The 26,041-nt window shown below is 68.0% G+C and carries 28 protein-coding genes and 1 tRNA gene; 20 read left to right on the top strand and 9 right to left on the bottom strand.

Annotation, left to right across the window (positions count from 1 at the left end):
* Positions 1–87 precede the first annotated feature (87 nt).
* Positions 88–1,287: an ADP-forming succinate--CoA ligase subunit beta gene (sucC, locus tag J0I47_RS07675; RefSeq protein WP_294046108.1), complete on the bottom strand. Its 1,200-nt coding sequence runs from the start codon at positions 1,285–1,287 to the stop codon at positions 88–90.
* Between the two features lie 338 nt (positions 1,288–1,625).
* Entirely contained in the window at positions 1,626–1,937 is a 312-nt protein-coding gene (locus J0I47_RS07670) for a hypothetical protein (protein ID WP_294046107.1), read from the bottom strand.
* 21 nt (positions 1,938–1,958) lie between these two features.
* Between J0I47_RS07670 and J0I47_RS07665 the strand changes: the two genes are divergently transcribed.
* The 3 genes from J0I47_RS07665 (at position 1,959) to J0I47_RS07655 (ending at position 3,571) form a co-directional block, all read left to right on the top strand.
* Positions 1,959–2,483: a sterol desaturase family protein gene (locus J0I47_RS07665; RefSeq protein WP_294046105.1), complete on the top strand. Its 525-nt coding sequence runs from the start codon at positions 1,959–1,961 to the stop codon at positions 2,481–2,483.
* 59 nt (positions 2,484–2,542) lie between these two features.
* Positions 2,543–3,175, top strand: coding sequence for a hypothetical protein (locus J0I47_RS07660; RefSeq protein ID WP_294046104.1), 633 nt, complete (start codon positions 2,543–2,545; stop codon positions 3,173–3,175).
* A gap of 66 nt (positions 3,176–3,241) precedes the next feature.
* Positions 3,242–3,571, top strand: a complete 330-nt coding sequence (locus J0I47_RS07655; RefSeq protein WP_294046102.1) for a PilZ domain-containing protein — start codon at positions 3,242–3,244, stop codon at positions 3,569–3,571.
* A gap of 54 nt (positions 3,572–3,625) precedes the next feature.
* Here the strand turns inward: J0I47_RS07655 and J0I47_RS07650 are convergent, their stop codons facing one another.
* The gene (locus J0I47_RS07650; RefSeq protein ID WP_294046100.1) at positions 3,626–4,561 is read right to left on the bottom strand and encodes a ribose-phosphate pyrophosphokinase; all 936 of its coding nucleotides are present in this window, start codon (positions 4,559–4,561) and stop codon (positions 3,626–3,628) included.
* Between the two features lie 165 nt (positions 4,562–4,726).
* Here J0I47_RS07650 and typA point away from each other — a divergent pair, with 165 nt between their 5' ends.
* A complete protein-coding gene (gene typA / locus J0I47_RS07645) occupies positions 4,727–6,565 on the top strand; it encodes a translational GTPase TypA (RefSeq protein WP_294046098.1) in 1,839 nt (612 codons plus the stop codon).
* A 105-nt stretch (positions 6,566–6,670) separates the two neighbouring features.
* Here typA and J0I47_RS07640 read toward each other — a convergent pair whose 3' ends face one another.
* Positions 6,671–7,276 (bottom strand): peptidylprolyl isomerase, encoded by a 606-nt coding sequence (locus tag J0I47_RS07640; protein ID WP_294046702.1) that lies wholly within the window; start codon positions 7,274–7,276, stop codon positions 6,671–6,673.
* Between the two features lie 101 nt (positions 7,277–7,377).
* On the opposite strand from J0I47_RS07640, the gene J0I47_RS07635 reads away from it, so the two are divergent.
* Positions 7,378–7,686 (top strand): hypothetical protein, encoded by a 309-nt coding sequence (locus J0I47_RS07635; RefSeq protein ID WP_294046096.1) that lies wholly within the window; start codon positions 7,378–7,380, stop codon positions 7,684–7,686.
* Between the two features lie 192 nt (positions 7,687–7,878).
* Here the strand turns inward: J0I47_RS07635 and J0I47_RS07630 are convergent, their stop codons facing one another.
* Both J0I47_RS07630 and J0I47_RS07625 read right to left on the bottom strand, forming a co-directional pair.
* On the bottom strand, positions 7,879–8,379 hold the full coding sequence (locus J0I47_RS07630) for an ATP-binding protein (protein WP_294046095.1): 501 nt from the start codon (positions 8,377–8,379) through the stop codon (positions 7,879–7,881).
* Entirely contained in the window at positions 8,376–8,789 is a 414-nt protein-coding gene (locus tag J0I47_RS07625) for an EVE domain-containing protein (RefSeq protein ID WP_294046093.1), read from the bottom strand. The genes J0I47_RS07630 and J0I47_RS07625 overlap by 4 nt, the downstream gene beginning before the upstream one ends.
* A 143-nt stretch (positions 8,790–8,932) precedes the next feature.
* Here J0I47_RS07625 and J0I47_RS07620 point away from each other — a divergent pair, with 143 nt between their 5' ends.
* The 8 genes from J0I47_RS07620 to J0I47_RS07585 all read left to right on the top strand — a co-directional run bounded on the left by J0I47_RS07620 (position 8,933) and on the right by J0I47_RS07585 (position 12,254).
* Complete coding sequence (locus J0I47_RS07620; protein WP_294046091.1) at positions 8,933–9,286, top strand: hypothetical protein; 354 nt, start codon at positions 8,933–8,935, stop codon at positions 9,284–9,286.
* An 87-nt stretch (positions 9,287–9,373) separates the two neighbouring features.
* Positions 9,374–9,673, top strand: coding sequence for a DUF3297 family protein (locus J0I47_RS07615; protein WP_294046089.1), 300 nt, complete (start codon positions 9,374–9,376; stop codon positions 9,671–9,673).
* 81 nt (positions 9,674–9,754) lie between these two features.
* Positions 9,755–9,955, top strand: a complete 201-nt coding sequence (locus J0I47_RS07610; RefSeq protein ID WP_294046088.1) for a hypothetical protein — start codon at positions 9,755–9,757, stop codon at positions 9,953–9,955.
* A gap of 244 nt (positions 9,956–10,199) precedes the next feature.
* The gene (gene infA, locus J0I47_RS07605) at positions 10,200–10,445 is read left to right on the top strand and encodes a translation initiation factor IF-1 (RefSeq protein WP_026325702.1); all 246 of its coding nucleotides are present in this window, start codon (positions 10,200–10,202) and stop codon (positions 10,443–10,445) included.
* A gap of 1 nt (position 10,446) precedes the next feature.
* Positions 10,447–11,043, top strand: coding sequence for a Maf family protein (locus tag J0I47_RS07600; RefSeq protein ID WP_294046087.1), 597 nt, complete (start codon positions 10,447–10,449; stop codon positions 11,041–11,043).
* Positions 11,036–11,974 carry a ribonuclease E/G gene (locus tag J0I47_RS07595; RefSeq protein WP_294046085.1) on the top strand — a complete coding sequence of 313 codons (939 nt, stop codon included), beginning with the start codon at positions 11,036–11,038 and terminating at the stop codon, positions 11,972–11,974. Before J0I47_RS07600 ends, J0I47_RS07595 begins: the two co-directional genes overlap by 8 nt.
* Positions 11,971–12,147 (top strand): DNA gyrase inhibitor YacG, encoded by a 177-nt coding sequence (gene yacG, locus J0I47_RS07590; protein ID WP_294046084.1) that lies wholly within the window; start codon positions 11,971–11,973, stop codon positions 12,145–12,147. Before J0I47_RS07595 ends, yacG begins: the two co-directional genes overlap by 4 nt.
* A gap of 31 nt (positions 12,148–12,178) precedes the next feature.
* Positions 12,179–12,254 (top strand) — tRNA-Phe (locus J0I47_RS07585).
* A 64-nt stretch (positions 12,255–12,318) separates the two neighbouring features.
* On the opposite strand, the gene J0I47_RS07580 is transcribed toward J0I47_RS07585, so the two are convergent.
* Complete coding sequence (locus J0I47_RS07580; RefSeq protein ID WP_294046082.1) at positions 12,319–14,499, bottom strand: penicillin acylase family protein; 2,181 nt, start codon at positions 14,497–14,499, stop codon at positions 12,319–12,321.
* Positions 14,500–14,534: 35 nt separating this feature from the next.
* On the opposite strand from J0I47_RS07580, the gene J0I47_RS07575 reads away from it, so the two are divergent.
* The 7 genes from J0I47_RS07575 (at position 14,535) to J0I47_RS07545 (ending at position 22,812) form a co-directional block, all read left to right on the top strand.
* Positions 14,535–15,812, top strand: a complete 1,278-nt coding sequence (locus tag J0I47_RS07575; RefSeq protein WP_294046700.1) for an amidohydrolase family protein — start codon at positions 14,535–14,537, stop codon at positions 15,810–15,812.
* A gap of 5 nt (positions 15,813–15,817) precedes the next feature.
* Entirely contained in the window at positions 15,818–16,900 is a 1,083-nt protein-coding gene (locus J0I47_RS07570; protein WP_294046081.1) for an acyltransferase family protein, read from the top strand.
* Positions 16,901–16,981: 81 nt separating this feature from the next.
* Positions 16,982–18,346: a glycosyl transferase family protein gene (locus J0I47_RS07565; protein WP_294046079.1), complete on the top strand. Its 1,365-nt coding sequence runs from the start codon at positions 16,982–16,984 to the stop codon at positions 18,344–18,346.
* Positions 18,343–19,356 (top strand): hypothetical protein, encoded by a 1,014-nt coding sequence (locus J0I47_RS07560; protein WP_294046077.1) that lies wholly within the window; start codon positions 18,343–18,345, stop codon positions 19,354–19,356. The genes J0I47_RS07565 and J0I47_RS07560 overlap by 4 nt, the downstream gene beginning before the upstream one ends.
* A 43-nt stretch (positions 19,357–19,399) precedes the next feature.
* Positions 19,400–20,314 (top strand): sulfite exporter TauE/SafE family protein, encoded by a 915-nt coding sequence (locus J0I47_RS07555; RefSeq protein WP_294046075.1) that lies wholly within the window; start codon positions 19,400–19,402, stop codon positions 20,312–20,314.
* 8 nt (positions 20,315–20,322) lie between these two features.
* Positions 20,323–21,084 carry a TIGR02186 family protein gene (locus tag J0I47_RS07550; RefSeq protein ID WP_294046073.1) on the top strand — a complete coding sequence of 254 codons (762 nt, stop codon included), beginning with the start codon at positions 20,323–20,325 and terminating at the stop codon, positions 21,082–21,084.
* A 90-nt stretch (positions 21,085–21,174) separates the two neighbouring features.
* Positions 21,175–22,812, top strand: coding sequence for a DUF87 domain-containing protein (locus J0I47_RS07545; protein ID WP_294046071.1), 1,638 nt, complete (start codon positions 21,175–21,177; stop codon positions 22,810–22,812).
* A 661-nt stretch (positions 22,813–23,473) separates the two neighbouring features.
* On the opposite strand, the gene J0I47_RS07540 is transcribed toward J0I47_RS07545, so the two are convergent.
* Together J0I47_RS07540 and J0I47_RS07535 are read right to left on the bottom strand one after the other, a co-directional pair.
* Positions 23,474–24,967 (bottom strand): M23 family metallopeptidase, encoded by a 1,494-nt coding sequence (locus J0I47_RS07540; RefSeq protein ID WP_294046069.1) that lies wholly within the window; start codon positions 24,965–24,967, stop codon positions 23,474–23,476.
* Positions 24,968–25,216: 249 nt separating this feature from the next.
* Positions 25,217–25,954 (bottom strand): glycosyltransferase, encoded by a 738-nt coding sequence (locus J0I47_RS07535; protein WP_294046065.1) that lies wholly within the window; start codon positions 25,952–25,954, stop codon positions 25,217–25,219.
* Positions 25,955–26,041: the final 87 nt, after the last annotated feature.

Here is a 26,041-nt window from a genome sequence, read left to right as displayed (position 1 = left end):
GTCCCGGCGGAGGCCGGGACCGGCCGGTGGAGAGGCGAACCTCCGCCACGCAGCGGCCCCGGCCTGCGCCGGGGCGACGACGAAATATTACGCCGCTTTCTTCACTTCCGCGACGATCTTCTGTGCCGCGTCGCCCAGATCGTTGGCCGCGACGATCGGCAGGCCGGAATTGGCGAGGATGTCCTTGCCCTGCTGCACGTTGGTGCCTTCCAGGCGGACGACCAGCGGCACCGACAGGTTCACTTCCTTCGCCGCCGCGACGATACCGTCGGCGATGATGTCGCAGCGCATGATGCCGCCGAAGATGTTGACCAGGATACCCTTCACGTTCGGGTCCTTGAGGATGATCTTGAACGCCGCCGTGACCTTCTCCTTGGTGGCGCCGCCGCCGACGTCGAGGAAGTTGGCCGGGAACATCCCGTTCAGCTTGATGATGTCCATCGTCGCCATGGCGAGGCCGGCGCCGTTGACCATGCAGCCGATATCGCCGTCGAGCTTGATATAGGCGAGGTCGTACTTCGACGCCTCCAGCTCGGCCGGATCCTCCTCGGTCTCGTCGCGCAACTCGGCGAGGTCCTTGTGGCGGAACATCGCATTGCCGTCGAACCCGACCTTGGCGTCGAGCACCAAGAGGTTGCCCTGCTCGGTCAGCGCCAGCGGATTGACCTCGATCTGCGACGCGTCGGTCGCGAGGAAGGCCGCGTAGAGCGAGCCCGCGACCTTCGCCACCTGCTTCGCCTGGTCGCCGCTCAGCGCGAGCGCGTTGGCGACGGCGCGGCCGTGATGCGGCATGAAGCCGGTCGCGGGATCGACGTCGAACGTGTGGATCTTCTCCGGCGTCGAATGCGCGACTTCCTCGATGTCCATCCCGCCCTCGGTCGAAACGACGAAGGCGACGCGGCCGGTGGCGCGATCGACCAGCAGCGCGAGGTAGAATTCCTTGGCGATGTCGGCGCCGTCGGTAACGTAGAGGCGGTTGACCTGCTTGCCGTGCTCGCCGGTCTGGATCGTCACCAGCGTGTTGCCGAGCATGTCGGTCGCCGCCGCGCGCACCTCGTCGAGAGTCTTGGCCAAGCGGACGCCGCCCTTCGCGTCGGGGCCGAGCTCCTTGAACTTGCCCTTGCCGCGCCCGCCGGCATGGATCTGCGCCTTCACGACATAGAGCGGGCCGGGCAGCTGCGACGCGGCCGCGACCGCCTCGTCGACGGTGAAGGCGGCGTGACCGGCGGCGATCGGTGCGCCGAACGTCGCCAGCAATTCCTTGGCCTGATATTCGTGGATGTTCATGAGAGCGGTCTCGCGCCTTTTCGAAGAACGGGAATGGCCCGCCTTTAGGGTCCAGGCCCGTAACTGGCAATGGCCGGGACGGAGCCGATTTTGGCGCCAGGCAAGGAGCAAGGAGGGAGCGATGTATCAACATCGTGACCGACGCGCGACGCCGCCTGGCGCCAAAATCGGCCCGCCGCTCCGCGGTTGCCCGGAGAAGGCCGCCGAGCATCGTCGCTTGCTTGCGCGTAGCTTTGGCTACGCGTCTGCGCTGCGCTCCTTGTCGGCGGCCTTCTCCGGGCAATCCCGACCGTTGCCAGTTACGGGCCAGGACCCTCAGCACAGGCGCGCGCGTGAATCTACCCCGCAAGCCCGGTCGCGCAGAGTCCGGCCGACGCGCTGACCACGCCCAGGATTTCCGGGTCCTTCAGCGAGCGCACGCGGTAGAGGAACTGGTCGAGGCTCTTCGACTGCCCCGCCTTCGACAGGCCCGACAGGCGGCGCAACTGGAGCAGCGACAGGCGATGCACCATGCGGTCGGCCATGCATGTCGCGGTCGCGCGCGGGATGCCGGCGTTCATCAGCCCGGACCGCGTCATCGCCTCCGGCGCAGAACAGGCGGACAGGGCCAGCACGGCGGCGGGCACGATCAGGCATCGCATCGCAAGCATCGCGGCGCTATATCCGGCGCGATGCACTGGGCAATCGGAATCCTGCTGTTCGTCGCCACCGTCGCTGTGATGGAGGGCGTGGCGTATGCCGCGCATCGCTGGGTGATGCACGGCCCCGGCTGGTTCCTCCACGCCAGCCACCACGCCCCGCGTATGGGCAATTGGGAGCTCAACGACCTCTACGCGGTGATCTTCGCGGTGCCGTCGATCGTGCTGCTGCTGGGCGGGGTGCAGCTCGGCTGGTGGCCGGGCTTCACTTGGATCGGCGCAGGGATCGCGGCCTATGGCGCGATCTATTTCGGGTTTCACGACGTCATCGTCCACCGCCGCATCGCGACCCGCTACCTGCCGCGCTCCCGCTACATGAAGCGCATCGTCCAGGCGCACCGGCTGCATCACGCGGTCGAGACCAAGCATGGCACGGTCAGCTTCGGCTTCCTGATCGCACCCGCGCCCGAGGCGCTGAAGGCCGAATTGAAGGCGCGGGGCCGCGCCGGCGTCCGCGCGCCGGCCCGCTCCGGCACCCCCGGCCCGGATTTGCGCTAGCCGTCGCCGCGCCGCTGCGGCTACCCTCGCGTCCGACAAGAATGACGATGGGGGCGACGATGCGATTACCGGCGATGCTGGCCTGTGCGGGACTGATGCTGGCGGGGTGCCATTCGCCGACGAGCGCGACGAGTTCCGAAAGCGACCTCGACCTCGCCCGGACGTGCTGGCCGGTCGCCAGTGCCAAGGCGTTGCAGAACAAGGATTTCGGCATCGCCGACATGGGCGAGATCGTCGCCTATGCGAGCATCGTCGCCAAGGCGCAGCCGGGCTCCGCCCTCATCACCGACAAGATCGGCAAGGTGATGGGCACGCCGCTGTCGGACGCCGACAAGAAGCGGCTGAGCACGAACCTCGACACCTATCAGACGCAGTGCCGCGCGCGCTTCCCGGTCGCCGCCGGCACCGCCGCGCCGACGCTGCCGTCCGATCCGGTCGATCGCACGCTGTGGTGCCTGATGGCGGCGACCTTTCTCGACAAGGCGATGCAGGGGGCGGGCAAGTCGGATTATCCGCAAAAGGCGCAGGTCGGCCGCGTGCTGCGGACCGCGATCGCCTCGCTCGACAAGCGCGCGGCCGCGGCCAAGGGGATTGCGAGCCAGGCCGACTTCAACGCCTATCGCGACCGCCAGGCCGACGCCTTGTTCGCCAACCGGCTCGACCGCGTGGTCGCCGCCTGCCCGGCGCAATAAGCTGCCGGAAACCGGCGCAATTCGTCGTTGATGCGATCTTAACGCCTGACCGCCTAGCACGGCGGCATGGACGCCAGGACGTTCGAGTTCGTACCCGCCGGCCCGCTCGGCGAAAGCCGCCGCCAGGAACGCGTGGCGGTGGCGATGACCGCGCGTCTGCGCGACCGCGCGTCGAACAAGTACGACGTCCACCTGCTCGACCTGTCGGTCACCGGCTTTCGCGCCGAAGCGCATCAGGCGCTCGACAAGGACATGATCGTCTGGCTGACGATCCCCGGCATGCAGGGACTGGAAGCGACCGTCGCCTGGCGGCGCGGCAAGATCATCGGCTGCCACTTCCGCCAGCCGCTCTATCCGGCGGTGCTCGACCACATCGTGCGCACGCTGGGGCGGTGAAAGTCTAACCTCGTCCCTCAAACGCATCCGCGACAGAGAGGACGACAATGGAAGTTAGTCGAACAGCGACGATACCGAGCTTTCGTCGGCGATCCGGCGGATCGCTTCGGCCAGCAACGGTGCGATGGTCAGGTGCCGCACCTTCTGCGCGCTGGCGATGACGTCGTGGTTGCCGATCGAGTCGGTGATGACCAGTTCCTCGAGCACCGACCCCTCGACCCGCGCGACCGCGCCGCCCGACAGCACGCCGTGGGTGATGTAGGCGACCACCCCCTCCGCGCCCGCTTCCTTCAGCGCGGCGGCGGCGTTGCACAAGGTGCCGCCCGAATCGACGATGTCGTCGATCAGGATGCAGAACCGTCCCTCGACGTCGCCGATGATGTTCATCACCTCGGACTCGCCGGCGCGCTCGCGGCGCTTGTCGACGATCGCGAGCGGGGCGTTGTCGAGCCGCTTCGCCAGACTGCGCGCGCGCACCACGCCGCCGACGTCGGGCGAGACGACCATCAGGTTCTTATTCGAATAGCGCGCCAGAATGTCCGCCGACATGACAGGGGCCGCGAACAGATTGTCGGTCGGGATGTCGAAGAAGCCCTGGATCTGCCCGGCGTGCAGGTCGACCGACAGCACGCGGTTGGCGCCGGCCACGGTGATGAGGTTGGCGACCAGCTTGGCCGAGATCGGCGTGCGCGGGCCGGGCTTCCGATCCTGTCGCGCGTAGCCGAAATAGGGGAGCACGGCGGTGATCCGCTTGGCCGACGCGCGCTTCAGCGCGTCGATGCAGATCAGCAGCTCCATCAAATTGTCGTTCGCCGGATAGGCGGTCGATTGCAGCACGAACACGTCCTCGCCACGGACATTCTCGTTGATCTCGACGAAGATTTCCTCGTCGGCGAAGCGCCGCACCAGTGCGTCGGTCAGCGGGATTTCGAGATAATCCGATATCGCCCGCGCCAGCGGCAGGTTCGAATTCCCGGTCATCAATTTCATGGTCGTGCCCCTTCCCGCGCGGCGCCTCCTTAGGGCGCTGTCACGGATTCGCAAAGAGCCGGCGGCGATCGCGTTCGCCCGCCCTTCCCGCACCGCACAAATTCGGCTAAGGGCGCCGCCGAACGCGTAGCGCCCCACCGGCGCGGCACCTTTACGGACAATCCAATGAACCTGCGCAACATCGCCATCATCGCGCACGTCGATCACGGCAAGACCACGCTCGTCGACCAGTTGTTCCGCCAATCTGGCACCTTCCGCGACAACCAGCGGGTCGAGGAACGCGCGATGGATTCGAACGACCTGGAGAAGGAGCGCGGGATCACCATCCTCGCCAAGCCGACCTCGGTCGAATGGGCGCCCAAGGACGGCGGCGAGACGACGCGGATCAATATCGTCGACACGCCGGGCCACGCCGATTTCGGCGGCGAGGTGGAGCGGATCCTGTCGATGGTCGACGGCGTCGTGCTGCTGGTCGATTCGTCGGAAGGCGCGATGCCGCAGACCAAGTTCGTGACCGGCAAGGCGCTGGCGCTGGGGCTGCGCCCGATCGTCGTCGTCAACAAGATCGACCGCCCGGACGAGCGGATCCAGGAAGTGCTGGACGAAGTGTTCGACCTGTTCGTGTCGCTCGACGCGACCGACGAGCAGCTCGACTTCCCGGTGCTCTACGCCTCGGGCCGCAACGGCTACGCCAACGAGGACCCGTCCTTGCGCGAGGGCACGCTGACGCCGCTGTTCGAGAAGATCGTCGAGCATGTGCCGCCGCCCAGCCTCGACGAGGAAGCACCGTTCACTTTCCTGGTGACGTTGCTCGACCGCGACAATTTCCTCGGCCGCATCCTGACCGGCCGCGTCCAGTCGGGCGTGGTCAAGGTCAACCAGCCGATCCACGCGCTCGACCAGGCCGGCAACGTCATCGAGACCGGCCGCGCGTCGAAGCTGATGTCGTTCCGCGGGCTGGAGCGCGTGCCGGTCGAGGAGGCGCGCGCGGGTGACATCATCAGCCTCGCCGGGCTGACCGTCGCGACCGTCGCCAATACCATCGCCGACACCTCGGTCAGCGACGCGATCCAGGCGCAGCCGATCGACCCGCCGACGCTGTCGATGCGCTTCGCCGTCAACGACAGCCCGATGGCCGGCCGCGAGGGCAGCAAGGTCACGTCGCGCATGATCCGCGACCGGCTGGAGCGCGAAGCCGAATCGAACGTCGCAATCAAGGTGACCGAGAGCGCCGACAAGGACAGCTTCGAAGTCGCCGGCCGCGGCGAGCTCCAGCTCGGCGTGCTGATCGAGACGATGCGCCGCGAGGGCTTCGAGCTCGGCATCAGCCGCCCGCGCGTGCTGTTCCGCGAGGACGAGAACGGCAAGAAGACCGAGCCGTACGAGACCGTCGTGATCGACGTCGACGACGAATATTCGGGCACGGTCGTCGACAAGATGAACCAGCGCAAGGGCGAGTTGACCGACATGCGCCCGTCGGGCGGCGGCAAGACGCGCATCACCTTCTCCGCCCCGTCGCGCGGGTTGATCGGTTATCACGGCGAGTTCCTGTCCGACACGCGCGGCACCGGCATCATGAACCGGCTGTTCGAGAAATACGGCCCGCACAAGGGCACTATCGAGGGTCGCAAGAACGGCGTGCTGATCTCGAACGGCGCCGGCGAGGCGCAGGGCTATGCACTCGGCCCGCTCGAGGAGCGCGGCGTGCTGTTCGTCGGGCATGGTGAGGCGCTCTACGAGGGCATGATTATCGGCGAGAACGCCAAGACGGACGACCTCGAGGTCAATCCGATGAAGGCGAAGCAGCTGACCAACTTCCGCGCGTCGGGCGGCAAGGACGATGCGATCCGCCTGACCCCGCCGAAGAAGATGACGCTGGAACAGGCGATCGCGTACATCGACGACGACGAGATGGTCGAGGTCACCCCGACCAAGATCCGCCTGCGCAAGCGCTTCCTGGATCCGCACGAGCGGAAGCGGCATAATCGGGCGAAGGCGGCCTAATCACCGACGCGGTGAAGCCGCGTCGTCGGTCCTCGCCGTAGCGAGGCCGGCCGGGTCGGGCCTCGTGGACGCTCGCCATAGCTTCGCTATGGCATCGCTGCGGCCCTACCTGAACAACTCCCACACCTTCGCGCGGCCGGTCGGATGCGGCGTGCCGTCGAGCCGCTCCGCCTTCACGATCGCGACCGGCCGCGCCAGGATCTGGCCCTTCATCGCGCCCTCCCCGCCCGGGAAGGTCGGCATCGCCAGGATGCGCTTCACCACGTTCATGCCCGACACGACGCGCCCGAACACGGCATAGCCCGGCGAGCCCGGCCGCGCGTCCATGTTCGGCGCCGCCCCGACCAGCAGCGAGAAGTTCGCCGTCCCCGACGCGAGATTGTCGTACCGCGCCATCGAGATCGCGCCGTCGACATGGCGCAGGCCGGTCTTGCTGGTCGGCTCGAACGCGACGGGATCGAGCCGCCGCCGCGCGTCGGTATCGATCCCGCCCTGGACGAAACCCAGCTCCGGCTGTCCCTTGCGCCGCGCCGCACGATAGAAGCGCGTGCCGTCGAGCCGCCCGTCGTCGACGTAATTGAGGAAATTGCGCGCCGTCACCGGCGCGTGGCGCGCATCGATCGCCAGCACGATTACGCCCGCGCCGGTGGTCAGCCTGACTCGCACCACCGGCGGATCGCTCGGCCCCGCCCCCAGCAACGCCAGCGCCATGATCGCCGCCACCAACCGCATCACATTCTCCAACAATCGTCCAACGCAGGCGGGAACGCCCGGCCTTTCCGCCTCGTTCAATCCCCGAAGGAGATCAAGCCATGCCGGAGCGCAACGCGTTCGACGCCGACACCGGATATTCGGGCCAGGACTATCGCCCCGAGCGCGAAGCGACGGAGGGCGAGAAGCTGCCCGCCGGCACCGGCGCGGCACGTCCCGCCGATCGCCCGGCCGATGCCACCAACCCCGGCCTGCCGCCCGAGGCCGGCCGCCGTGCCTCGTTCGATCCCCAAACCGGCGAAGTCCATGGCAGCGGCATGGGCGCCGGCGGCGGCAATCCCGGCGAGGATTACGACAGCGACCCCGCCACCGGCGACGGCCCGCCACAGACGGGCAAGGGGAGTCGTTGAGCCGCCAGGACGGATGCACGTCCGGCAATGGGGCATCGGGCCGCTTAAAATAGTCTCGTCACCCCGGCCCTGTGCCGGGGTCCACCGGGCGGCTTGCCTTCTCGCTTGAGAATCCAGTGATGTTCCAGCGGCACGGTGGATCCCGGCACAAGGCCGGGATGACGAATATTTGGCGGATACGTCACCCACCAATCAGCTGAATCTTGATCGGGCGCTACTCGTCCGGACGATCACGAATCCCTCTTCCGCGACCGGGACGACGAAATGCGCGCCGAACGTATCGAAGGTCGCGTCATCGACCTGATACGGGTGCTCGCCGCTTGCGTTGCGCGCGTGCATCCGCGCGCGGCACACGTCGTCGGGCGGATCGAGGAAGTGCAGTGTCGCCGGCACGCCCGCGTCCTGCGCCAGCCCCAGCATCCACGCGCGGCCGACCACGGTATTGGCGGGAAAGTCGAGCACCACGTCCTGCCCGCGCGTCAGCAATTCGACGATCAGCGACGCGATCGCACGTCGTAACCGCTCGCTGGCACGGATGTAATCGGCCAGGTCGGCGATCTCAGCGGGATAGAGCGTCGACAGCCAGTGGTCCTCGCCGATCACGATCGCGCCGGTCTCAGCCGCCAGCCGTTTCGCCAGGGTCGACTTGCCCGCGCCGATCTTGCCGCACAGGACATGGAGCGTCGCGGTCACGGTGCCGCCATCCCCCCGCCCATCTCCAGCAACACGTCCCACTCGTCATCGCGCACAGGCGTCACGCTCAGCCGCGACTGGCGGAGCACTTCGATCTTGGCCAGGCGCGGTTCGGCCTTGATGTCGGCGAGCGTTACCGGGCGGGCGAGCCTGGCGACCGGCTTCACCTGCACGCTCGCCCACTGATCCTTGTCGCCGTCGGGGCGCCAGGTCCGCATCACTTCCATCACCCCGACCGCCGCTTTCTCCGTATTGGAATGATAGAAGATCGCGCGGTCGCCGACCGCCATCTCCTTCAGGAAATTGCGCGCGGTATAGTTGCGGATGCCGTCCCATTCGGTGGTGCCGTCGCGGACCAGATGATCCCAGCCATAGACGTCCGGCTCGGACCGCAGGAACCAATACGCCATCGCAACAATCCTTCCGTTTACCACGCATGAACGCTGGCCTCAGCGACCGTTCAGCGCGACTCGTCTAGTCCATGCAACGGGCTTGGACCGTCGTGCGTTTCATACGTCAAGCGACACCGGGCGCTAGACGATGGAGGTTTGTGATGCGTAGTTTTGTGACCAAATCGATCCTGGGCGCGACGCTGGCCGCCAGCGCTCTGGTGGCGGCGGCACCGGCCAATGCGCAATATTACCACCGCTATTACCGGCACGACAATACGGGCGCGGCGATCGCCGGCGGCGTGGTCGGGCTGGCGCTGGGCGCGGCGATCGCGTCGAGCGCGAACAACCATTATTATTATCGCGACCGCGGCTATTACAGCGATCCGTATTATCGCCCACATTATTATTACAACAGCTACTATGCGCCGCCCCCGCCGCCTCCGCCGCCGTGCCGGATCGAGCGTCGCTGGGACCCGTATTACGGCGAGCCGGTCAACGTCCGCGTCTGCTATTGATCGACGCCGACCGCTGATCGTGACGGCGCGGAGGGCAACCTTCCGCGCCGTTGCTTTTTGCCGGCCATGGCGGCAGGGAGCGCGGCCATGACCAAGACCAACGATACGCCGCCCGATCGCTTGTCGACCAACCCGTCGAGCCCGCATTTCGACCAGCCGGCACTCGAACGCGGCGTCGGCATCCGTTTCAAGGGGCAGGTCCGCCGCGACGTCGAGGAATACAGCATCCCCGACGGCTGGGTCCGCGTCGCGCTCGGCAAGAAGGTCGACCGCCGCGGAAACCCGCTGACGCTCAAGCTGACCGGCCCGGTCGAAGCGTGGTTCGAGGATGTGAAGGACGACGAGGCGGCGTCCGACGACGCGGCGGCGGCAACTTCCGAGGCGTAATTCGCCAACTTTCGCTGGAATTCGGCGTGGAAACGCCGGTTTTCGGGGTTTACGCTGCGATCGATCGGCATTGTCGCCTCGTTGCGCGGCATTGCATGCGCGGCACGATGGCGCCGCTCGGCGACCGACACGGAAGTCCTGGCCGAACGCACCGCGGTCGTCGCCGGGATGCCGTTCGACGACGTGGCGTTTGGGCATGCCAGCATCCATCCCATGATGATGGGATCGGCCGAATTCATGATGGTCCCGCGACGTTTTCCTACACTGCCTGACCTGGGTTAGGGTAGCAGCCGCGCCGGCTTGCCCGGTGTTGCTCTTTGAACATTCCGGACTCCGCCAGTCACCGCGTCGTCCACGCGATACCGGTGCGACTTTGTGAACTTTGCCCTGAAAATGTCCAATTGCGCGTCAACTTTGTCAACTTTGGGCGGATCGCCCGCTCACGGCGGCGTTGTGCCGGCCCCGGCTTTCGGCTAAGGGCGCGCCTTCGTACCGGCGGCGCGCCGCCAATCCCGAAGAGGCATGTTTGGCTAAAGAAGAACTTCTCGAAATGCGCGGGCAGGTGGTGGAACTCCTCCCCAACGCCATGTTCCGCGTCCGGCTGGAAAACGACCACGAGATCCTGGGTCACACCGCCGGCAAGATGCGCAAGAACCGCATCCGCGTGCTGGTCGGCGACGAAGTGCTGGTCGAGCTCACGCCCTACGACCTGACCAAGGGCCGCATCACCTATCGCTTCATGCCGGGCCGCGGCGGGCCGGGGCCGCAATAACATGCCGCCGGGCGCGGACGCGCCTGCGCCACGCCTCGTCCTCGCCTCCACCTCGCCGCGCCGGCGCGAACTGCTTGCGCGGATCGGGGTCGAGCCGCATCGCCTCGCCGCGCCCGATATCGACGAGACGCCGCTGAAGGGCGAGCGCCCGCGCGATTACGTCGCGCGGCTGGCGGCGGCCAAGGCGGCGGCGGTCGAGCGCGCGCCCGACGAGGTCGTGCTGGCCGGCGACACCACCGTCGCGGTCGGCCAGCGCATCCTGGAGAAGCCCGCCGACGAGGCCGACCTGCGCCGCATGCTCGCCCTGCTGTCGGGGCGGCGGCACCATGTCTGGTCGGGCGTGTCGGTCATCGCCGCCGACGGCACCCGGCGCACCCGCGCGGTCGACACGATCGTCGCGTTCAAGCCGCTCTCCGCGGCCGAGATGGACTGGTACGTCGCCAGCGGCGAAGGCATGGGCAAGGCCGGCGGCTACGCGATCCAGGGCCGCGCGGAAGCGTTCGTCCGCTACCTCGCGGGGAGCCATTCGAACGTCGTCGGGCTGCCGGTGTTCGAAACGCGCGCGATGCTGGTGTCGGCGGGCATCGTCCTTGGCTGAATGGCTGTACGAGGCGGGCGTCGGCGAAGCGCGCGCCGCGCTGGTCGCGGACGGCGCGATCGTGAAGGCGCGGATCGAGCGGCCGGGCGGCGTGCGCGTCGGTGCGGTGCTCAAGGGACGCCTGGTCGAACGCAGCGCCGGGCTCAGCCGCGTCGCGACGGCGGTGGGCGAGGTGCTGGTCGATCGGCTGGCGCCCGGCGTGAGCGAAGGCGGCGGCTTGCGCGTCGAGATCATCCGCGAGGGCATTGCCGAGACGGGGCGATTCAAACTCGCCAAGGGTGTCGCGACCGACGCCGCCCCTCGCGACGGCGACGATCTGCTGGCGCGGATCACGGCCAGCGGCCTGCCCGTCCGCCACCTCGCCGCGCACCAGCCCGACGCGCTCGAAGCCGCCGGCTGGTCGGAGGCGATCGAGGAAGCGCGCACCGGCCATATCGCCTTTCCCGGCGGCGCGCTGGCGATGACGCCGACCCCGGCGATGACGTTGTTCGACGTCGACGGCACCGGCCCGCTCGACAAGCTGGCGACGGCGGCGGCGACCGCGATTGGCCGCGCGATCATGCGGCACGGCATCGGCGGATCGATCGGCATCGACTTCCCGACGCTCGGCAGCAAGGAGGGGCGCCAGGCCGCCGCCGCGGCGCTCGACGCCGCGCTCGCCGACAGCGGTCCGTTCGAGCGGACCGCCGTCAACGGCTTCGGCTTTCTGCAAGTCGTCCGCCGCCGTGCCCGCGCCTCGCTGCCCGACCTGGTCCGCGCCGATCCGGTCGCGACCGAGGCGTTGGCGCTGCTTCGCTCGATCGAGCGCACGCCGCCCCCCGTCCCCGCGTACCAGCCCGCACCGCCCCGAATCGCCGCCTGGCTCGTGCGCTACCCCGACCTGATCGCCGAGTTGTCGCGCCGGGTCGGCGTCCCCATCTCGTTCGCATGAGCAAGACCGCGACCTGCCCGCTCTGCGGCGCCCCCAGCCAGCCGGCGCACAAGCCGTTCTGCAGCCGCGGCTGTCGCGACCGCGACCTGCTCAAGTGGCTCGGCGAGGGCTATGCCATCCCGGGATCGCCCGCCGACCCGGAAGCTCTGGACAGGCAGGAATCGCGCGACTAAGAGGCCCGCTCCTTCGCGGTCTCCCGCGCAAGCCCAGGTAGCTCAGTTGGTAGAGCATGCGACTGAAAATCGCAGTGTCGGCGGTTCGATCCCGTCCCTGGGCACCACCGCCGAGCGCGGCCGGTTTCGCGAAGCGACGTCCGACGACGCGGCTCCGCCACGGCGCCCCGCTTATTCCCCCGGCCGATACCGCCGCTCGACATGCCCGGCGAGTTCGTCGGGATAGAAATACACCTTGCGCAGGTTCCCCGTCGCATAGCGCTCCGCTTGATCGGCGAAATGCTTCGACCGCGGATCGCCGCTCTCCCCGCCCGCCGTCACCGCGACCGCTCGGACGCGCGGGCCGAACTCGACGACCGCGACAAAACTGTTGCCGCTGGTGCCGTAATAGCGCTTCGTTCCCCACGGCCTGGCGCCGAACGACGCGAGGCTGCCCCATTGCGCCGAGGCGAACGCGACCGGCAGTGAAGCCGCCGCATCATCGAAATGCGGCACGATCGCATCGTCGAGCCGCTGCCACCGGTTGATCTCGCCCCACGGCACACGCCAGTCGCCGAAGTCGCGGCGCAGGCGATCGACCGCAGCGGACAGCGCCTCGATCTTCGTGGCCGGCGACACGCGTTTTTCGATATAATCCGGCACATTCATCCGCTCGGCCTGCGCGAAGCTGCCGACCTCGCGCCACAGCGTATCGCCCCAGAACACCGCGAGGCTGGTCGCGGTCGAGGTCAGGCCCCAGCGGTCGTCCCAGCCCCGCAGCAACGCGATCGGCTCGGCGAGGCGGGCGCGCCGCGGATCGTCCTTGGCGAGCGCATCGTACGCCGCGATCAGCCCCGGAATTAGCACACGAAACGCCGGCAGGTCGCTGTCGAACGCCGCCGCACGCAGGCCCTCCAGCGTCCAGCCGCTCCGCCCGGTCAACAGCGCGTCGGCGTGGACGCCGCGGTAATTCTCCCCGACCTGATCCATATATTTCGGGTAGTTCGCCGCCTTCGGGCTGTCCGCCCCCGCCGCCGACCATGGCCAGTCGTTGGTGTTGCGCACCCAGCCGACGCGCGGGTTCGTGACACTGGGCAAGCTCGCCAAGCTATGGAGTCCGCGCCAGTCGGTCGCCGGATCGCTGCCGTCGACCGGCCGCGTATAATCGAAGCGGTCGTCGCGGACCGGCATGAACTGCGGCATCAGGAACGCGATCTCGCCCTTGGCATCGGCGAACAGCGTGTCGTTCGACGAATTGGCCTTGCGCTCGGCGACGGCGAGGTAGCTCGCGAGGTCGGTCGCTTTGGTCCTGAGGAAGCTCTGCTCGAGCGCCGGCACCGGCTTCCACATCAGCGCAGTCGCGATCCACTTGCCGCCGCGCAATGCGACGATCGGACCGTGCTGAGACGCATAGGTGTGGAAGGTTCGCTGCGCCAAGGTGCCGTCGGGGCGGCGATAGGCCAGAGTCACGTCCTTCTGCAGGAAAGGCCGATGTTCCTTGCCGTACCAATAGCTGAGCGGCCCAGACCGCAACAGCGCCACCGTTTCCGCGAACTCGTCGACATTATCGACCCCCGACGAGGTATGCATCCAGCCCGCCTGCGCGTTGAACCCCTGATAGACGAAGAACTGGCCCCAGGTTGCGGCGCCATAGGCGTTGAGCCCCTCCCCGCTCGTCACTTGCTGCTCGGCGCGGAAATAGAAGCTGGTGTGCGGGTTGATGAGCAGCAGTGCGTGGCCGTCCTTCGTCCGCGACGGCGCGATCGCGATGCCGTTCGATCCCGACGGCTCGCGCGGGACGGCGCCGAGTTCCATCGCGGTCTTCGGCGTCGGCTGGCCGTAGAAGGTCTTGAGTTCGCTCAGCGAAATCCGCTCGATATCGCCGCCGATACTGCCCTCGGTAAAGCTTAGCGCCATCCACGGCTCGAACCGCGTCAGCACCTTCGGATGCACGTCGGGATGCGTCGCGAGGTAGAAATTGAGCCCGTCCGCCCAGGCATCCATCAACTTCCGCAGCCAGGCCGGGCTCGCCGAATATTGCCGTTGCAGTTCGGCCGGATCGGCGAACAGGCGCTGGCGCAGATCGGCCCAGATCGCATCCTGGCCGGCACCGGGCGCCTCCGCCGTGCGGCCGAGCGCGGTCAGGTAATTGGCCTCGATCCGCCCGAAATCGTCCTCGGCCTGCGCGTACATCATGCCGAACACGGCATCGGCGTCGGTCTTGCCCGCGATATGCGCGATACCCCAATCGTCGCGCGTGATCGTGACCGATGCCGCTTCGCCGCGCCACCGCGCCATGTCGGGATCGGCAGGGGCGGCGCCGATCAGCGCGAGCAGAAGGGCTAGGAGCGGGAGGCGAGCGCGGCTATCCATGCCCGCGAACCTATCGTGGAGCGGAGAGGATGACCATGCGCTGGCTGGCATTGGCGATGGCGGCGCTGATCGGTCCGGCAACGAGCCTGCCCGCGGCGGAGCCGGTGCGACCGGCCGCGATCCTGCTCAAGCCCGATGCGGTGTTCGACGGGATCGACGGCCAGGTCCATCGCGGCTGGCAGGTGCTGGTCGCGGGCGATAAGATCGCCGCGGTCGGCCCGGCGCTGCCGACTGCGGCCGGAACGCAGGCGATCGACCTGCCCGGCGACACGCTGATGCCCGGGATGATCGAGGGGCACGGCCACCTGTTCCTGCATCCCTATAACGAGACGAGCTGGGACGATCAGGTGCTGCACGAGCCGCTGGCGTTGCGCACCGCGCGGGCGGTCGCGCAGGCGCGCGCGACGTTGCTGGCTGGGTTCACCAGCGAGCGCGATCTCGGCACGGAGGGTGCGGGCTATGCCGATGTCGGCCTGCGCCAGGCGATCGATCGCGGTATCGTGCCAGGCCCGCGACTGTCGGTCGCGACCCGTGCGATCGTCGCGCTGGGCGCCTATGGCCCGAAAGGATTCGAGCCCGGCGTCGAGATTCCGCAAGGGGCGGAGGAAGTATCGGGCGTCGACCAGATCGTCGCCGCCGTCCGCCGCCAGATCGCCGCGGGCGCGGATTGGGTGAAGCTCTACGCCGACTATCGCTGGCGGCCCGGCGAGGACAGTCGCCCGACGCTCAGCCTGGACGAGATGAAGGCAGCGGTCGTCGCCGCGCACGATGCCGGCCGCCCGGTCGCCGTGCACGCCGCGACCGCCGAAGGCATGCGCCGCGCGATCGCCGCCGGGGTCGACACGATCGAGCACGGCTATGGCGGCACGCCCGAAATCTTCGCGGCGATGGCGGCCAAGGGGATCGCACTATGCCCGACGCTCGCCGCCTCCGACGCGACCTCGCGCTATCGCGGCTGGGACGGCGGCGAGCCGGCCCCGCCCGCGGTGCGGATCAACCGCGACAGTTTCAGGATGGCGCTGAAAGCCGGCGTGCCGATCTGCATGGGCGGCGACGTCGGCGTGTTCGCGCACGGCCAGAATGCCCGCGAGATGGAGTTGATGGCGGCGGCCGGCATGGCCCCGGCCAAGGTGCTGATCGCGGCGACCTGGGGCAATGCGCGCTGGCTGAAGCTCGACGGCCGGCTGGGCGCCGCTAGGCCCGGGCTGCTGGCCGACCTGGTCGCGGTGCGCGGCGATCCGACCGCCGACATCGGCGCGGTGCGGCATGTCGCCTTCGTGATGAAGGGTGGCGACGTGGTGCGCGCGGAGTGACGGTCGTGGCCGCTCCCCCGCCCCGCCCACGTGAGGATGCGCTCGACGCGCTGCGTGGGCTGGCCATCGTCGGGATGGTGCTCGCGAACCTGCAAGGGTCGGAGGAGCACGCCTTTCCGCTGCTGGTCCATGCCGTGTGGAATGGGCTGACGATCGCCGACCTGGTGTTCCCGCTGTTCCTGCTCTGCGCCGGCCTCGCGCTGCCGCTGGCGTTCGACGGGCGCACGCCGCGGCCAAGCGTTGCGCGGATCGTACGGCGATCGGCGACTCTGTACGCGATCGGTTTCGTCATCGGGATGATCGCCCATCCGACCATGCAACTGGCGGAAATCCGCTTTGCCGGGGTGCTGGCGCGGATCGCGATCGTCTATCTATGCTGCGCGTTGGTGACGCGATCGACGAGCGGATGGCGCGTGCCGGCGGTTGTGGCAGTGGTTTTGCTGATCGCACACGGCGCGCTGCTATATTGTGCTCCGCCCGGCGGCGGCGCGGGCATGGCGCCCGGCGAGGGCCTGAGCGGCTGGCTCGATCGCGCGGTGCTGGGCGGAACGCGTCTGTACGGCAAGACCTTCGACCCGGAGGGTGTGCTGTCGACCTTGTCGTCGATCGCGACCGGCATGATCGGCGTCGCCATCGCACGCGCGATACTGCCCGGCCGGCAATCGGTCGGGCGCCTGTTGGCGATCGCCGCCACACTGCTGGTCGCGGGGATCGCCGCCAGCCGGGTCTGGCCGATCAACAAGGCGCTGTGGACGCCGAGCTTCGCGCTGGTGAACGCAGCGATCGGGCTCACGCTGCTCGGCGCGCTCAAGGGAGCGTGGTCGTGGATCGGTCGCTGGGCGCCGGTGCGGCTCGGGACCAATCTGGGACGGAACGCCCTCACCCTCTATGTCGTCCATGACATGCTGACGATCGTCATGTTCTGGCGGATCGGCGAGACCACATCATGGGAAATGTTGTTCACTTCACTCGCTAATATCGGCTTGCCGCTCGACTGGGCATCATTGTTGTTCGCGATCATCGTCGGATCGGTCGCGGTCGCCATAACCTTGGCGATGCAGCGCCGCGGATGGGTCATCCGCGTCTAATACTATCCGATCGATATCTTGCGCGATCATCCGAAGTCGTTACGCTGAGCGAATGGGGGCTGGCGTTCGGGGGAATCGCCGTTGTTGTTCGTCACGACTGCGATCGACGCAATTGCGCGTGAAAGCGTCATTTTGGCGTCGATCGGTTTTCTGGCCGGCGGGCTCGATGATCTGGCGCTCGACGCGGTTTATTGGAGCGGCCGGGTAGGACGGCGGCCCGATCCGCAGATCGACGACCTGGCTCCGGGGCTTCGCGGCACGCTCGCCATCTTCGTTCCCGCTTGGGACGAAGCGGCGGTGATCGCGCCGATGCTGGCGACCATGCTCGACCGCGTCGACGACGACGACTGCCGCGTCTATGTCGGCACCTACGCCAACGATCCCGCGACAATCGACGCCGCAGCGACGATCGCCGAGCGCGATCCGCGAGTCCGGATCGTTATCAATGCCCGCGCCGGACCGACGACCAAGGCCGATTGCCTCAATTGCCTGTGGTCGGCACTGTTGCGCGAGGAAAAGGCTGAGGATTGGCGCGCGCTCGCGGTGATCTTCCACGACGCCGAGGATGTCGTCCACCGCGATGAGTTGCGCGTACATCGCGCGATGCTGGTCGACCATGACGTGGTGCAATTACCGGTGCGGCCCCTGGTCGACCCGCGATCGCCGTTGGTCGCCGGACACTACATCGACGAGTTCGCCGAAGCGCACGAATTTCGCCTCGTCGCGCGAGGCATGTTGGGGGCACCACTGCCGCTTGCGGGGGTTGGCTGCGCGATCGGGCGCGACTTGCTCGATCGCATCGCGGCGCGGCGCGGCGGCGAGCCGTTCGATGCCGACAGCCTGACCGAGGATTACGAACTGGGGCTGATGAGCGCGACACTGGGCGGGCGGCAGGTATTCGCCCGCGTCCGCGACGCCGCCGGCGAATTGGTAGCGGTGGCCGAATATTTTCCCAGCACCATCCAGACGGCGGTGCGGCAGAAGGCGCGGTGGATGGTCGGGATCGCGCTCGATGGGTGGGATCGGATCGGCTGGGGTCGAGCGGGAGACTGGCGCGACCATTGGATGCGGATGCGCGACCGCCGCGCGCCGCTGGCGATGCTGTTGCTGTTCATCGCCTACGTCGCGCTGGTCGCTTGGGGGGCGTCGCTCGGTCTGCACGCGCTGACGCACACGCCGATGCCCGCGCTCGGCGCGACGATGGCGACGCTGCTGAAGATCAACGGCGCGCTGCTGGTCTGGCGCCTGGCGATGCGGGCATGGTTCACCGGGCGTGCCTATGGGCCGTGGCAAGCGGCGCTGTCGCTGCCGCGCGCGCTGGTCGGCAATTACATCGCGCTGCTCGCGGCGCGACGCGCGCTGTGGCGCTATATCGGTGCGTTGCGGGGCCGGCGGCCGGCCTGGGACAAGACCGCGCATCGCTTCCCCGACGTGGCAAAGACGTGAGCGGCCGCCCGCTGCGGTTCCTGGGCGCGTCACTGGCCGGGTGGGTGGCGATCCGCACGGTGATGCTGTGGCCGGCGCTTGATGCGCCCGCCGCGCTGCCGCATCTGCTTATCCCCAGCGCAAAGGCGGAACCCGACGAGGCCGCCGTCGTGAAGAACGCCCCTCTGCCGATCGTTCCGCACGTCGTGGTCGCCACCGTCAGGTCGGAGGCGGCAACCCCAGTCGTGCCACGGCATATTCTTCCGATCACTGCCGAGCCATCCCCACCATCCAGCCCGATCGCCTTTGCATCGCTCCCCGAGCTTCCGACGCAATCGCGTCCCATCGACCTGATCCCACCGTTCGCCACACCACTCCCCGGCGCTCCGCCATCCCCGCGCCGCCGTTGGAGCGGCAGCGCGTGGCTGGTGGCACGCGACGGCAACGGCCAAGGCGCGAGTTTCGGCGGCGGCCAGCTCGGCGGATCGCAGGCCGGCGTGCGGATCGCCTATGCGATCGATCACGCGCGACGGCTGGCGGTCGTCGGACGGCTGGCCGGGCCGCTGCACGGTGCGGGACGCGAAGCCTCGGTCGGTGTCGAATGGCATCCGACGCGCTTGCCGGTGCGATTCGTCATCGAACGCCGCTTCGCGATCGACGGCGGCAAAGGCGGCCCCGCCGCCGGCGTCATCGCCGGCACCGGTCCCGCGCCGATCGCCTTCGGCTTCGACCTCGAAACCTACGGCCAGGCCGGCGTCATCCACCGTAACCGCGCCGAACCCTTCGCCGAAGGCGCCGCGCGACTCTCCCGCACCGTCATCCGCGCCGGGCGCATCAAGCTCGACCTCGGCATCGGCGGCTGGGGCGCGGCGCAGCGCGATGCGCAACGGTTCGACATCGGGCCGAGCATCGGCGTGACGCTGCCGATCGGCGGCCGGACGGTGCGCGCGATGGCCGATTGGCGCCAGCGGATCGCCGGCCGCGCCAGTCCCGGTTCCGGCCCGACGCTGACGATCGGCGCGGATTTCTGAGCGCGCCCTTGCCGTCGCGGCAAGCAGCGGGATAGACCGGGTCGTGGACCTCTACCTCCCCATCGCCAACATGTCGGTCAACGCGATCGTCATCGTTCTGCTGGGCGGATTCGTCGGCTTGCTGTCGGGGATGTTCGGGGTCGGCGGCGGGTTCCTGACGACGCCGTTGCTCATCATCTACGGCATCCCGCCGACCGTCGCCGCGGCGTCCTCGGCGAGTCAGGTGACCGGCGCCAGCGTGTCGGGCGTGTTCGCGCACCTCGCGCGGCGCGGGGTGGACTTCAAGATGGGCGGGCTGATGGTCGCCGGCGGGTTCGGCGGTTCGCTGGCCGGCGCCTGGATCTTCCGGTTGCTGCAAGCGACGGGGCAGATCGATACCGTGATCGCGGTCATCTACGTGCTGATGCTCGGCTGGATCGGATCGACAATGGCGAGCGAGGCGATCCGCTTCATCCGCGCGACGCGGGCGGGCGAGCGGCCCCGCGCCGCCAAGCGCCGGCATCACCCGCTGGTCGCCGCCCTCCCGTTCCGCACGCGCTTCTATCGCTCCGGCCTCTACATCTCGCCGCTCGCGCCGTTGCTGCTCGGGTTCGGGGTCGGCATCCTCACGATCCTGCTCGGCGTCGGCGGGGGGTTCATCCTGGTTCCGGCGATGATCTACGTGCTCGGCATGGCGACGCAGGTCGTGGTCGGGACCAGCCTGTTCCAGACGCTGTTCGTCACCGCCTGGGCAACGATGGTGCACGCGACGACGACCAAGGCGGTCGACATCGTGCTGGCGGCGCTGCTGCTGCTCGGTTCGGTGATCGGGGCGCAGGTCGGGGCGCGGCTGGCGACCAAGCTGAAACCCGAATATCTCCGTCTGGCGCTGGCCGCGATCGTGCTGCTGGTCGCGCTTCGCATCCTGCTCGGACTGACTTGGCGGCCGGACGAAATCTACTCGGTCGAACTGTCGTGAGGGGCGCCATGCTCGCGCTGGCCCTAACGCCGCTGCTGATGGGACAGGCGCCGGCCGCGAACAAGCCGGTGCTGGTGCCCGACGTATCGCAGCGCGATATCGAGATCGTCTATTCGTTCACCGGGGCCCAGCTACTGCTGTTCGGCGCGATCCTCTATCCCGGCGGGCGGCTGCCCAACGACGACAGACCGAGCGACATCGTCGTCGTCGTGAAGGGCCCGACCGAGTCGATCCTGGTGCGCGAGAAGGAGAAGATCGCCGGCATCTGGGTCAATGCCGCGCGGCTGCGCTACCGTTCGGCGCCGAGCTTCTACGGCCTCGTCTCGTCGCGCCCGATCCGTCGGATCGTCGACGAGCGGACGCGCGCGATCTACGAGCTCGGACTCGACAGCCTGCAGATGTCGCCCGCGTCGAACGCGCCGGCCGACGAGCAGGATCGCTTCGCCGCCGGGCTGGTCGACCTCAAGCGTCGCAACGGCCTCTATTACGAGCGCCCCGGGGCGATCGGCATCAACGAGGGCGTGCTGTACCGCGCACGCATCGACATCCCGGCGCGCGTCCCCGTCGGCCATTACACGGCGGAGACCTTTCTGATCCGCGACGGCCGCGTGCTGGCGGTGGCGACGCGCGACATCCTGATCCGGAAAGCCGGGTTCGAGCGGTTCGTGGCGCGATCGGCGCAGCGCTGGTCGGTGCCGTACGGCCTGGTCGTGGTCGCGTTGTCGGTGCTGTTCGGCTGGGCCGCCGGCTGGGTCGCGCGACATCTCTGACCCGAAACGGGTAGAGTGCCGCCCGGTGCCGCACACCCAATCTTTACGCCTTCGGGCGCATGGGTCGGGATCGATGACGGGGAAGCTATCATGACCGACATGCCGACCGGCGCTGCGTTCGCGCACGCGACGCCAGCGACGCTGCGCCAGATCGGCGCGCTGATCGACATCGCCGGATCGGGCGGCACCGTGCTGCTCGATCGCGAGACCGTCACTGGATATGCCGGCAACGACGACCCGGTGCTCGCCAATGCCGGATCGGTCGGCAGCCAGATCAAGGTGCGCGTCGGCGCGACATGGATGATCGCCAACATCCGCTCGCTGCGGCTGGGCGAGGCCGGCATCCTGGCGCAGATCGACTTCCTGGGCGAGGGCGACGAGGAGCGGCTGACCGGCAAGCTCTACAATTTCCGCCGCGGCGTCACGCGCTATCCCGCCCCCGGCGCCGACGCCTTCCCGGTCTCGACCGCCGACCTCAAGCAGATCTACGGCGCCGACAACCGCGCGCATGTCGAGATCGGCACGGTCTACCCGACTAGCGACATCCGCGCCGCGCTGTACGTCGATGCGATGCTGGGCAAGCATTTCGCGCTGCTCGGCTCGACCGGTACCGGCAAGTCGACCAGCGCCGCGCTGATCCTCCACCGCATCTGCGAACTGGCGCCGCAGGGCCATATCGTGATGGTCGATCCGCACGGCGAATATGCCGCCGCGTTCGACGGCAACGGCGCAATCTACGACGTCGCCAACCTGCAAATGCCGTACTGGCTGATGAACTTCGAGGAGCATTGCGAGGTGTTCGTCACCTCGTCGGGCTCGGAGCGGCAGATCGACGCCGACATCCTGGCCAAATGCCTGCTGATGGCGCGCGGCAAGAGCCGGCTGGGGCAGGAAATCGCCAAGCTGACGGTCGACGCGCCGATCCCGTATCTGCTCAGCGACCTGACCAACCTGATCCAGCTCGAAATGGGCAAGATGGATCGTGCCGGCGACACCGCGCCCTACCTCCGCCTCAAGACCAAGATCGAGGAGATCAAGGCCGACCCGCGCTACGGCTTCATGTTCTCCGGCATGCTGGTCGCGGACACGATGCAGGACTTCATCGGCCGCGTGTTCCGCCTGCCGGGCGGCGGCAAGCCGATCTCGATCATCGACGTGTCGGTCGTGCCGAACGAGATTACCTCGGTGGTCGTCGCGGTGCTGAGCCGGATGGTGTTCGACTTCGCGATCTGGAGCCGCAACGAGCCGCAGCGCCCGATCCTGCTCGTCTGCGAGGAAGCGCACCGCTACATCCCCAACGAGCGCAACGCCGACGGCTCGTCGGTCGGCAAGATCCTGAGCCGCATCGCCAAGGAAGGGCGCAAGTACGGCGTCAGCCTGGGCCTCATCACGCAGCGTCCGTCGGACCTGGCCGAGGGCGTGCTGTCGCAGTGCGGCACGATCATCTCGATGCGGCTCAACAACGATCGCGACCAGGCGTTCGTCCGCGCCGCGATGCCGGAGGGCGCGCGCGGCTTCCTCGACTCGATCCCCGCCTTGCGCAACCGCGAATGCATCATCTGCGGCGAAGGCGTCGCGATTCCGATCCGCGTCGCGTTCGACGGGCTGGAGGAGCACAAGCGTCCGGCCTCGGACGATCCGATCTTCTCCGAACTATGGTGCCAGACCGGCGACGAGGACCAGATCATCGCACGCACCATCCGCCGCTGGCGGTCGCAGGGACGGTAGGGCGAGGCAGCGCTTTAGCGGAGCTAAATCGCGACCAGCCGAGCCCCGGCCGGCGTCGCCCTGGCGACGTCCGACGCGGCTTCGCCGCGGCGCTTACCCGGCCAAACTTGACAAACTTGACGAGGGTACGACCCCCGCCCCGCCGCGAGCTCCCTCGGTCAAACTTGACGAACTTGACGGGGGTAGGACCGCCCGGCCGTCGATCCGGATGGCGTCGCCGGCGCGACGATGCCCGCCTCATTCCAGGGCACCGGTTTTCCGTTCCGCAAGCTGTCAAAGAGCGCCGGCAAACATGCCGGGCGTTGTCCAACATTAGAAGCCGCTTGCCTCGTCGCCCCGGCCCAAGGCCGATGAAGCGGGTCTTGCGCCGACACGCCACCGCCAAGCGGATGACCGTCGATCCGTTCTAGGCCCAATCGACATTCAGCTATGGTGTAGCGTTTCGAGCCACCTATTTCCCGTCATCCCCGCGCAGGCGGGGATCCAGAGTCGCTGGATTAGAGTCTGATCCAGCAAAGCTGGATCGGAGCGGCACCAGCCACGAGAGTGGATCAAACTCTAGCGGTTTTAAGCCGTGGATGCAGCCAGTCTGGATCCCCGCCTGCGCGGGGATGACGAACATGGAAGTGACGTTCACCGGTTAGCTGAATGTCGATCCGTTCTAGCGCTTCCCGCCGACGCGGAGTGCCATCAGCGTGGCGACCTTCGCCTTGAACGCGTGCAACGCGGTGCCGCTCAGCGCCGCCATCTGCGAGAAGGCGAAATTGCGCGGGTTGGCGAGCGCGCCGTTGCGATAGGTCTCGAAGTGGAGGTGCGGGCCGGTCGACAGCCCCGAATTGCCCGAATAGCCGACCAGTTGCCCGCGCGAGACGTGCGCGCCCGGTCGCACCAGCACGCGGCTGAGATGGCCGTAGCCGATCCCGACCGATCCGCCCTGGATACCGATGAAATTGCCGTAGCCGCTGCGCTGCCCGGCCCAGTTCACCGTCCCGTCGATCACCGCATAGACCGGCGAGCCATAGCTGCACGCGACGTCGATGCCCTTGTGCATCCGCCAGTAATCGAGGATCGGATGGAGGCGCATGCCGAACGCCGAGCTGATCCGGCCGCTGCACGGCAGACCGGCGAAACCGTTGCGCTTGGTCTCGCCATTGGCGTCGTACCAGCTGCCATCCCCTGCGGCGGCATCGTCACTCTGGCTCGACCATTTGACGAGCTGGACCTTGCGACCGCCCAGATCGAGCCCGGCATACATCAGCTGCCCCAGCTCGACCTCGCCGGTGGCGGCGCGGCGCTGCTTCACGATGACGTCGAACTTGTCGCCGGTGCCGACGTCGCTGCCGACCGAGATGCGCGTCGCCATCGCCTTCAGGTAATCGGCGGCGGCGCTGGCGGGGACACCGGCCGCGCGCAGCGACTTGAACAGTCCGCCGCTCGCCACGCCCTGGATGCGCAGCGGCGTGTCGTCGACCGCGATCGCGGTGCGCTGCATCGCCAGGCCGTTCGCGGTGCGCGTGAAGGTCAGGCGGAAGTCGAAGGCGGGCTGGAAGCTGAGTTTCTCGATCGGCCGCGGGTCGCTCTTGCGCGCGCGACGGCCGAGCACGCCGTCGAACCGCGTACCGGGGCGAATCTCGTCGACCGGCAGCGCGCCGGAGACGAGCGAGGATATCTGCGCCACGTCGCTCTTCGACGCGCCGGCACGTTGCAGCACGGTGCCCAGGCTGTCGCCGTCGCTGAGCGCGGTGTTGAACGGCACGATCGGACGGTCGGGCGTCTCGGTCAGCGGGCGGACGAAATCGTTCGCCGCCAGCCGCTGGCCGGTATCGGCACCCCAGGCGAGCGGCGCGATCGCCTGCGCGCGGGCATTGTCCCACACCGCGCCCTTCAGCGCCGCCGGCGTCTCGCCGACGATCGGGCGCGCGAAGCCGGGCGACAGCGCATAGGTCGCGCCGAGCAGCGCGGTGCAGGTCGCGAGCCCCCGGAACCAGTCGCGCGAGCCGATCTGCGCGCCGAGATCGGGGGTCCAGTCGATATGCTCGATGGCGATGCGCAGGCGCTCGACCGCGGTCAGTGGCGCCGGATTGGCGAGCGCGACGCTCAGCGACCCCGCGGCCGAACCGCTGGCCTGTTCGAACTGATCGCTACGCAGAAACACGGCGCAAAACGTCCCCAAGCGACTTCGCCGATCCCACCCCGGCGCCGGGCGCAAGGACTGTGGTGCGGCAGGGTTAAAGTCAATTTAACGCGGGGCTTAGAGCGGCACCGTTGCGGCAAACCGTGGTTTGCGAGGGACGGACGCGGGAAAAGTGGGGAACTTTCGGAAAATGCGGGGCGCGAAGGTGACGCTGCCGACGGTCGATCCCAACAACATCGTCACCCTGGCTCACGTCCGGGATGACGACCGCTATCGAATGTCCTTATACCCCTTGGTCGCCGGCTTGCCGCGCAGCATGATCGAGAAATAATTGACGAAATAGATGCTGGCGATCTTCAGGAAGCCCTGTTTCTTCATCCGCCGGCCAGAGGTCGGCATGACGAAGCGCGGGCAGAACAGGACCTTGCCCTGCTGCTTGGCGCGCTTGGCGATATCGACGTCCTCGCCGTAGAATTCGATCGTGCGGTCGAACCCGCCCATCCGTTCCAGCACGTCGCGCGGGATCGCGAAATTGCCGCCGACCATCATCGCCCCGGTCATGTTGTAGATCGGTCGCGCGGCGACGAACCAGCCCGAGGAGATCGCGTTGCGCAACCCGCTGAGGTCGTAGAAGCTGTACGGACCCGACAGGCAGGCGAGGTCGGACCGCTTGCCGAACTCCTCCCAGATCTGTTCGATCCAGCCCGCCGGCGGGTGGGTGTCGGCATCGACATAGGCCAAGATGTCGCCCGTCGCCGTCAGGAAGCCGCGCTGGCGGGCGCGCGTGATGCCCTTTTCGGCCTCGAACACATAGGTCACGGCGGGGTAGCGCTCGACCACCGCCTTGGTCCCGTCGGTGCTGTTATTGTCGACGACGATGATCTCCATCGCCTTGCCCGCGACGTTCGCCATCACCGCGTCGAGGCACGCGGGAAGGTAATCCTCCTCGTTGAAGGCGGGAATGATGAGGCTGATGGTCGGCCTGTGCTGGTCGGTCGCGCCGGACATGCGGATAGTCCGGTGCAGCAAAATCCCGCGAATGACCAGAGCGGATGCGATGTCGCGGCACCGTCTGTCTTGTATCAGCACGGAAAA

It is taken from the genome of Sphingomonas sp., assembly GCF_017304635.1.
GTDB lineage: Bacteria > Pseudomonadota > Alphaproteobacteria > Sphingomonadales > Sphingomonadaceae > Sphingomonas.
Note: the sequence above shows the minus strand (reverse complement) of the source record. Positions and strands in the feature narration are given on the sequence as shown.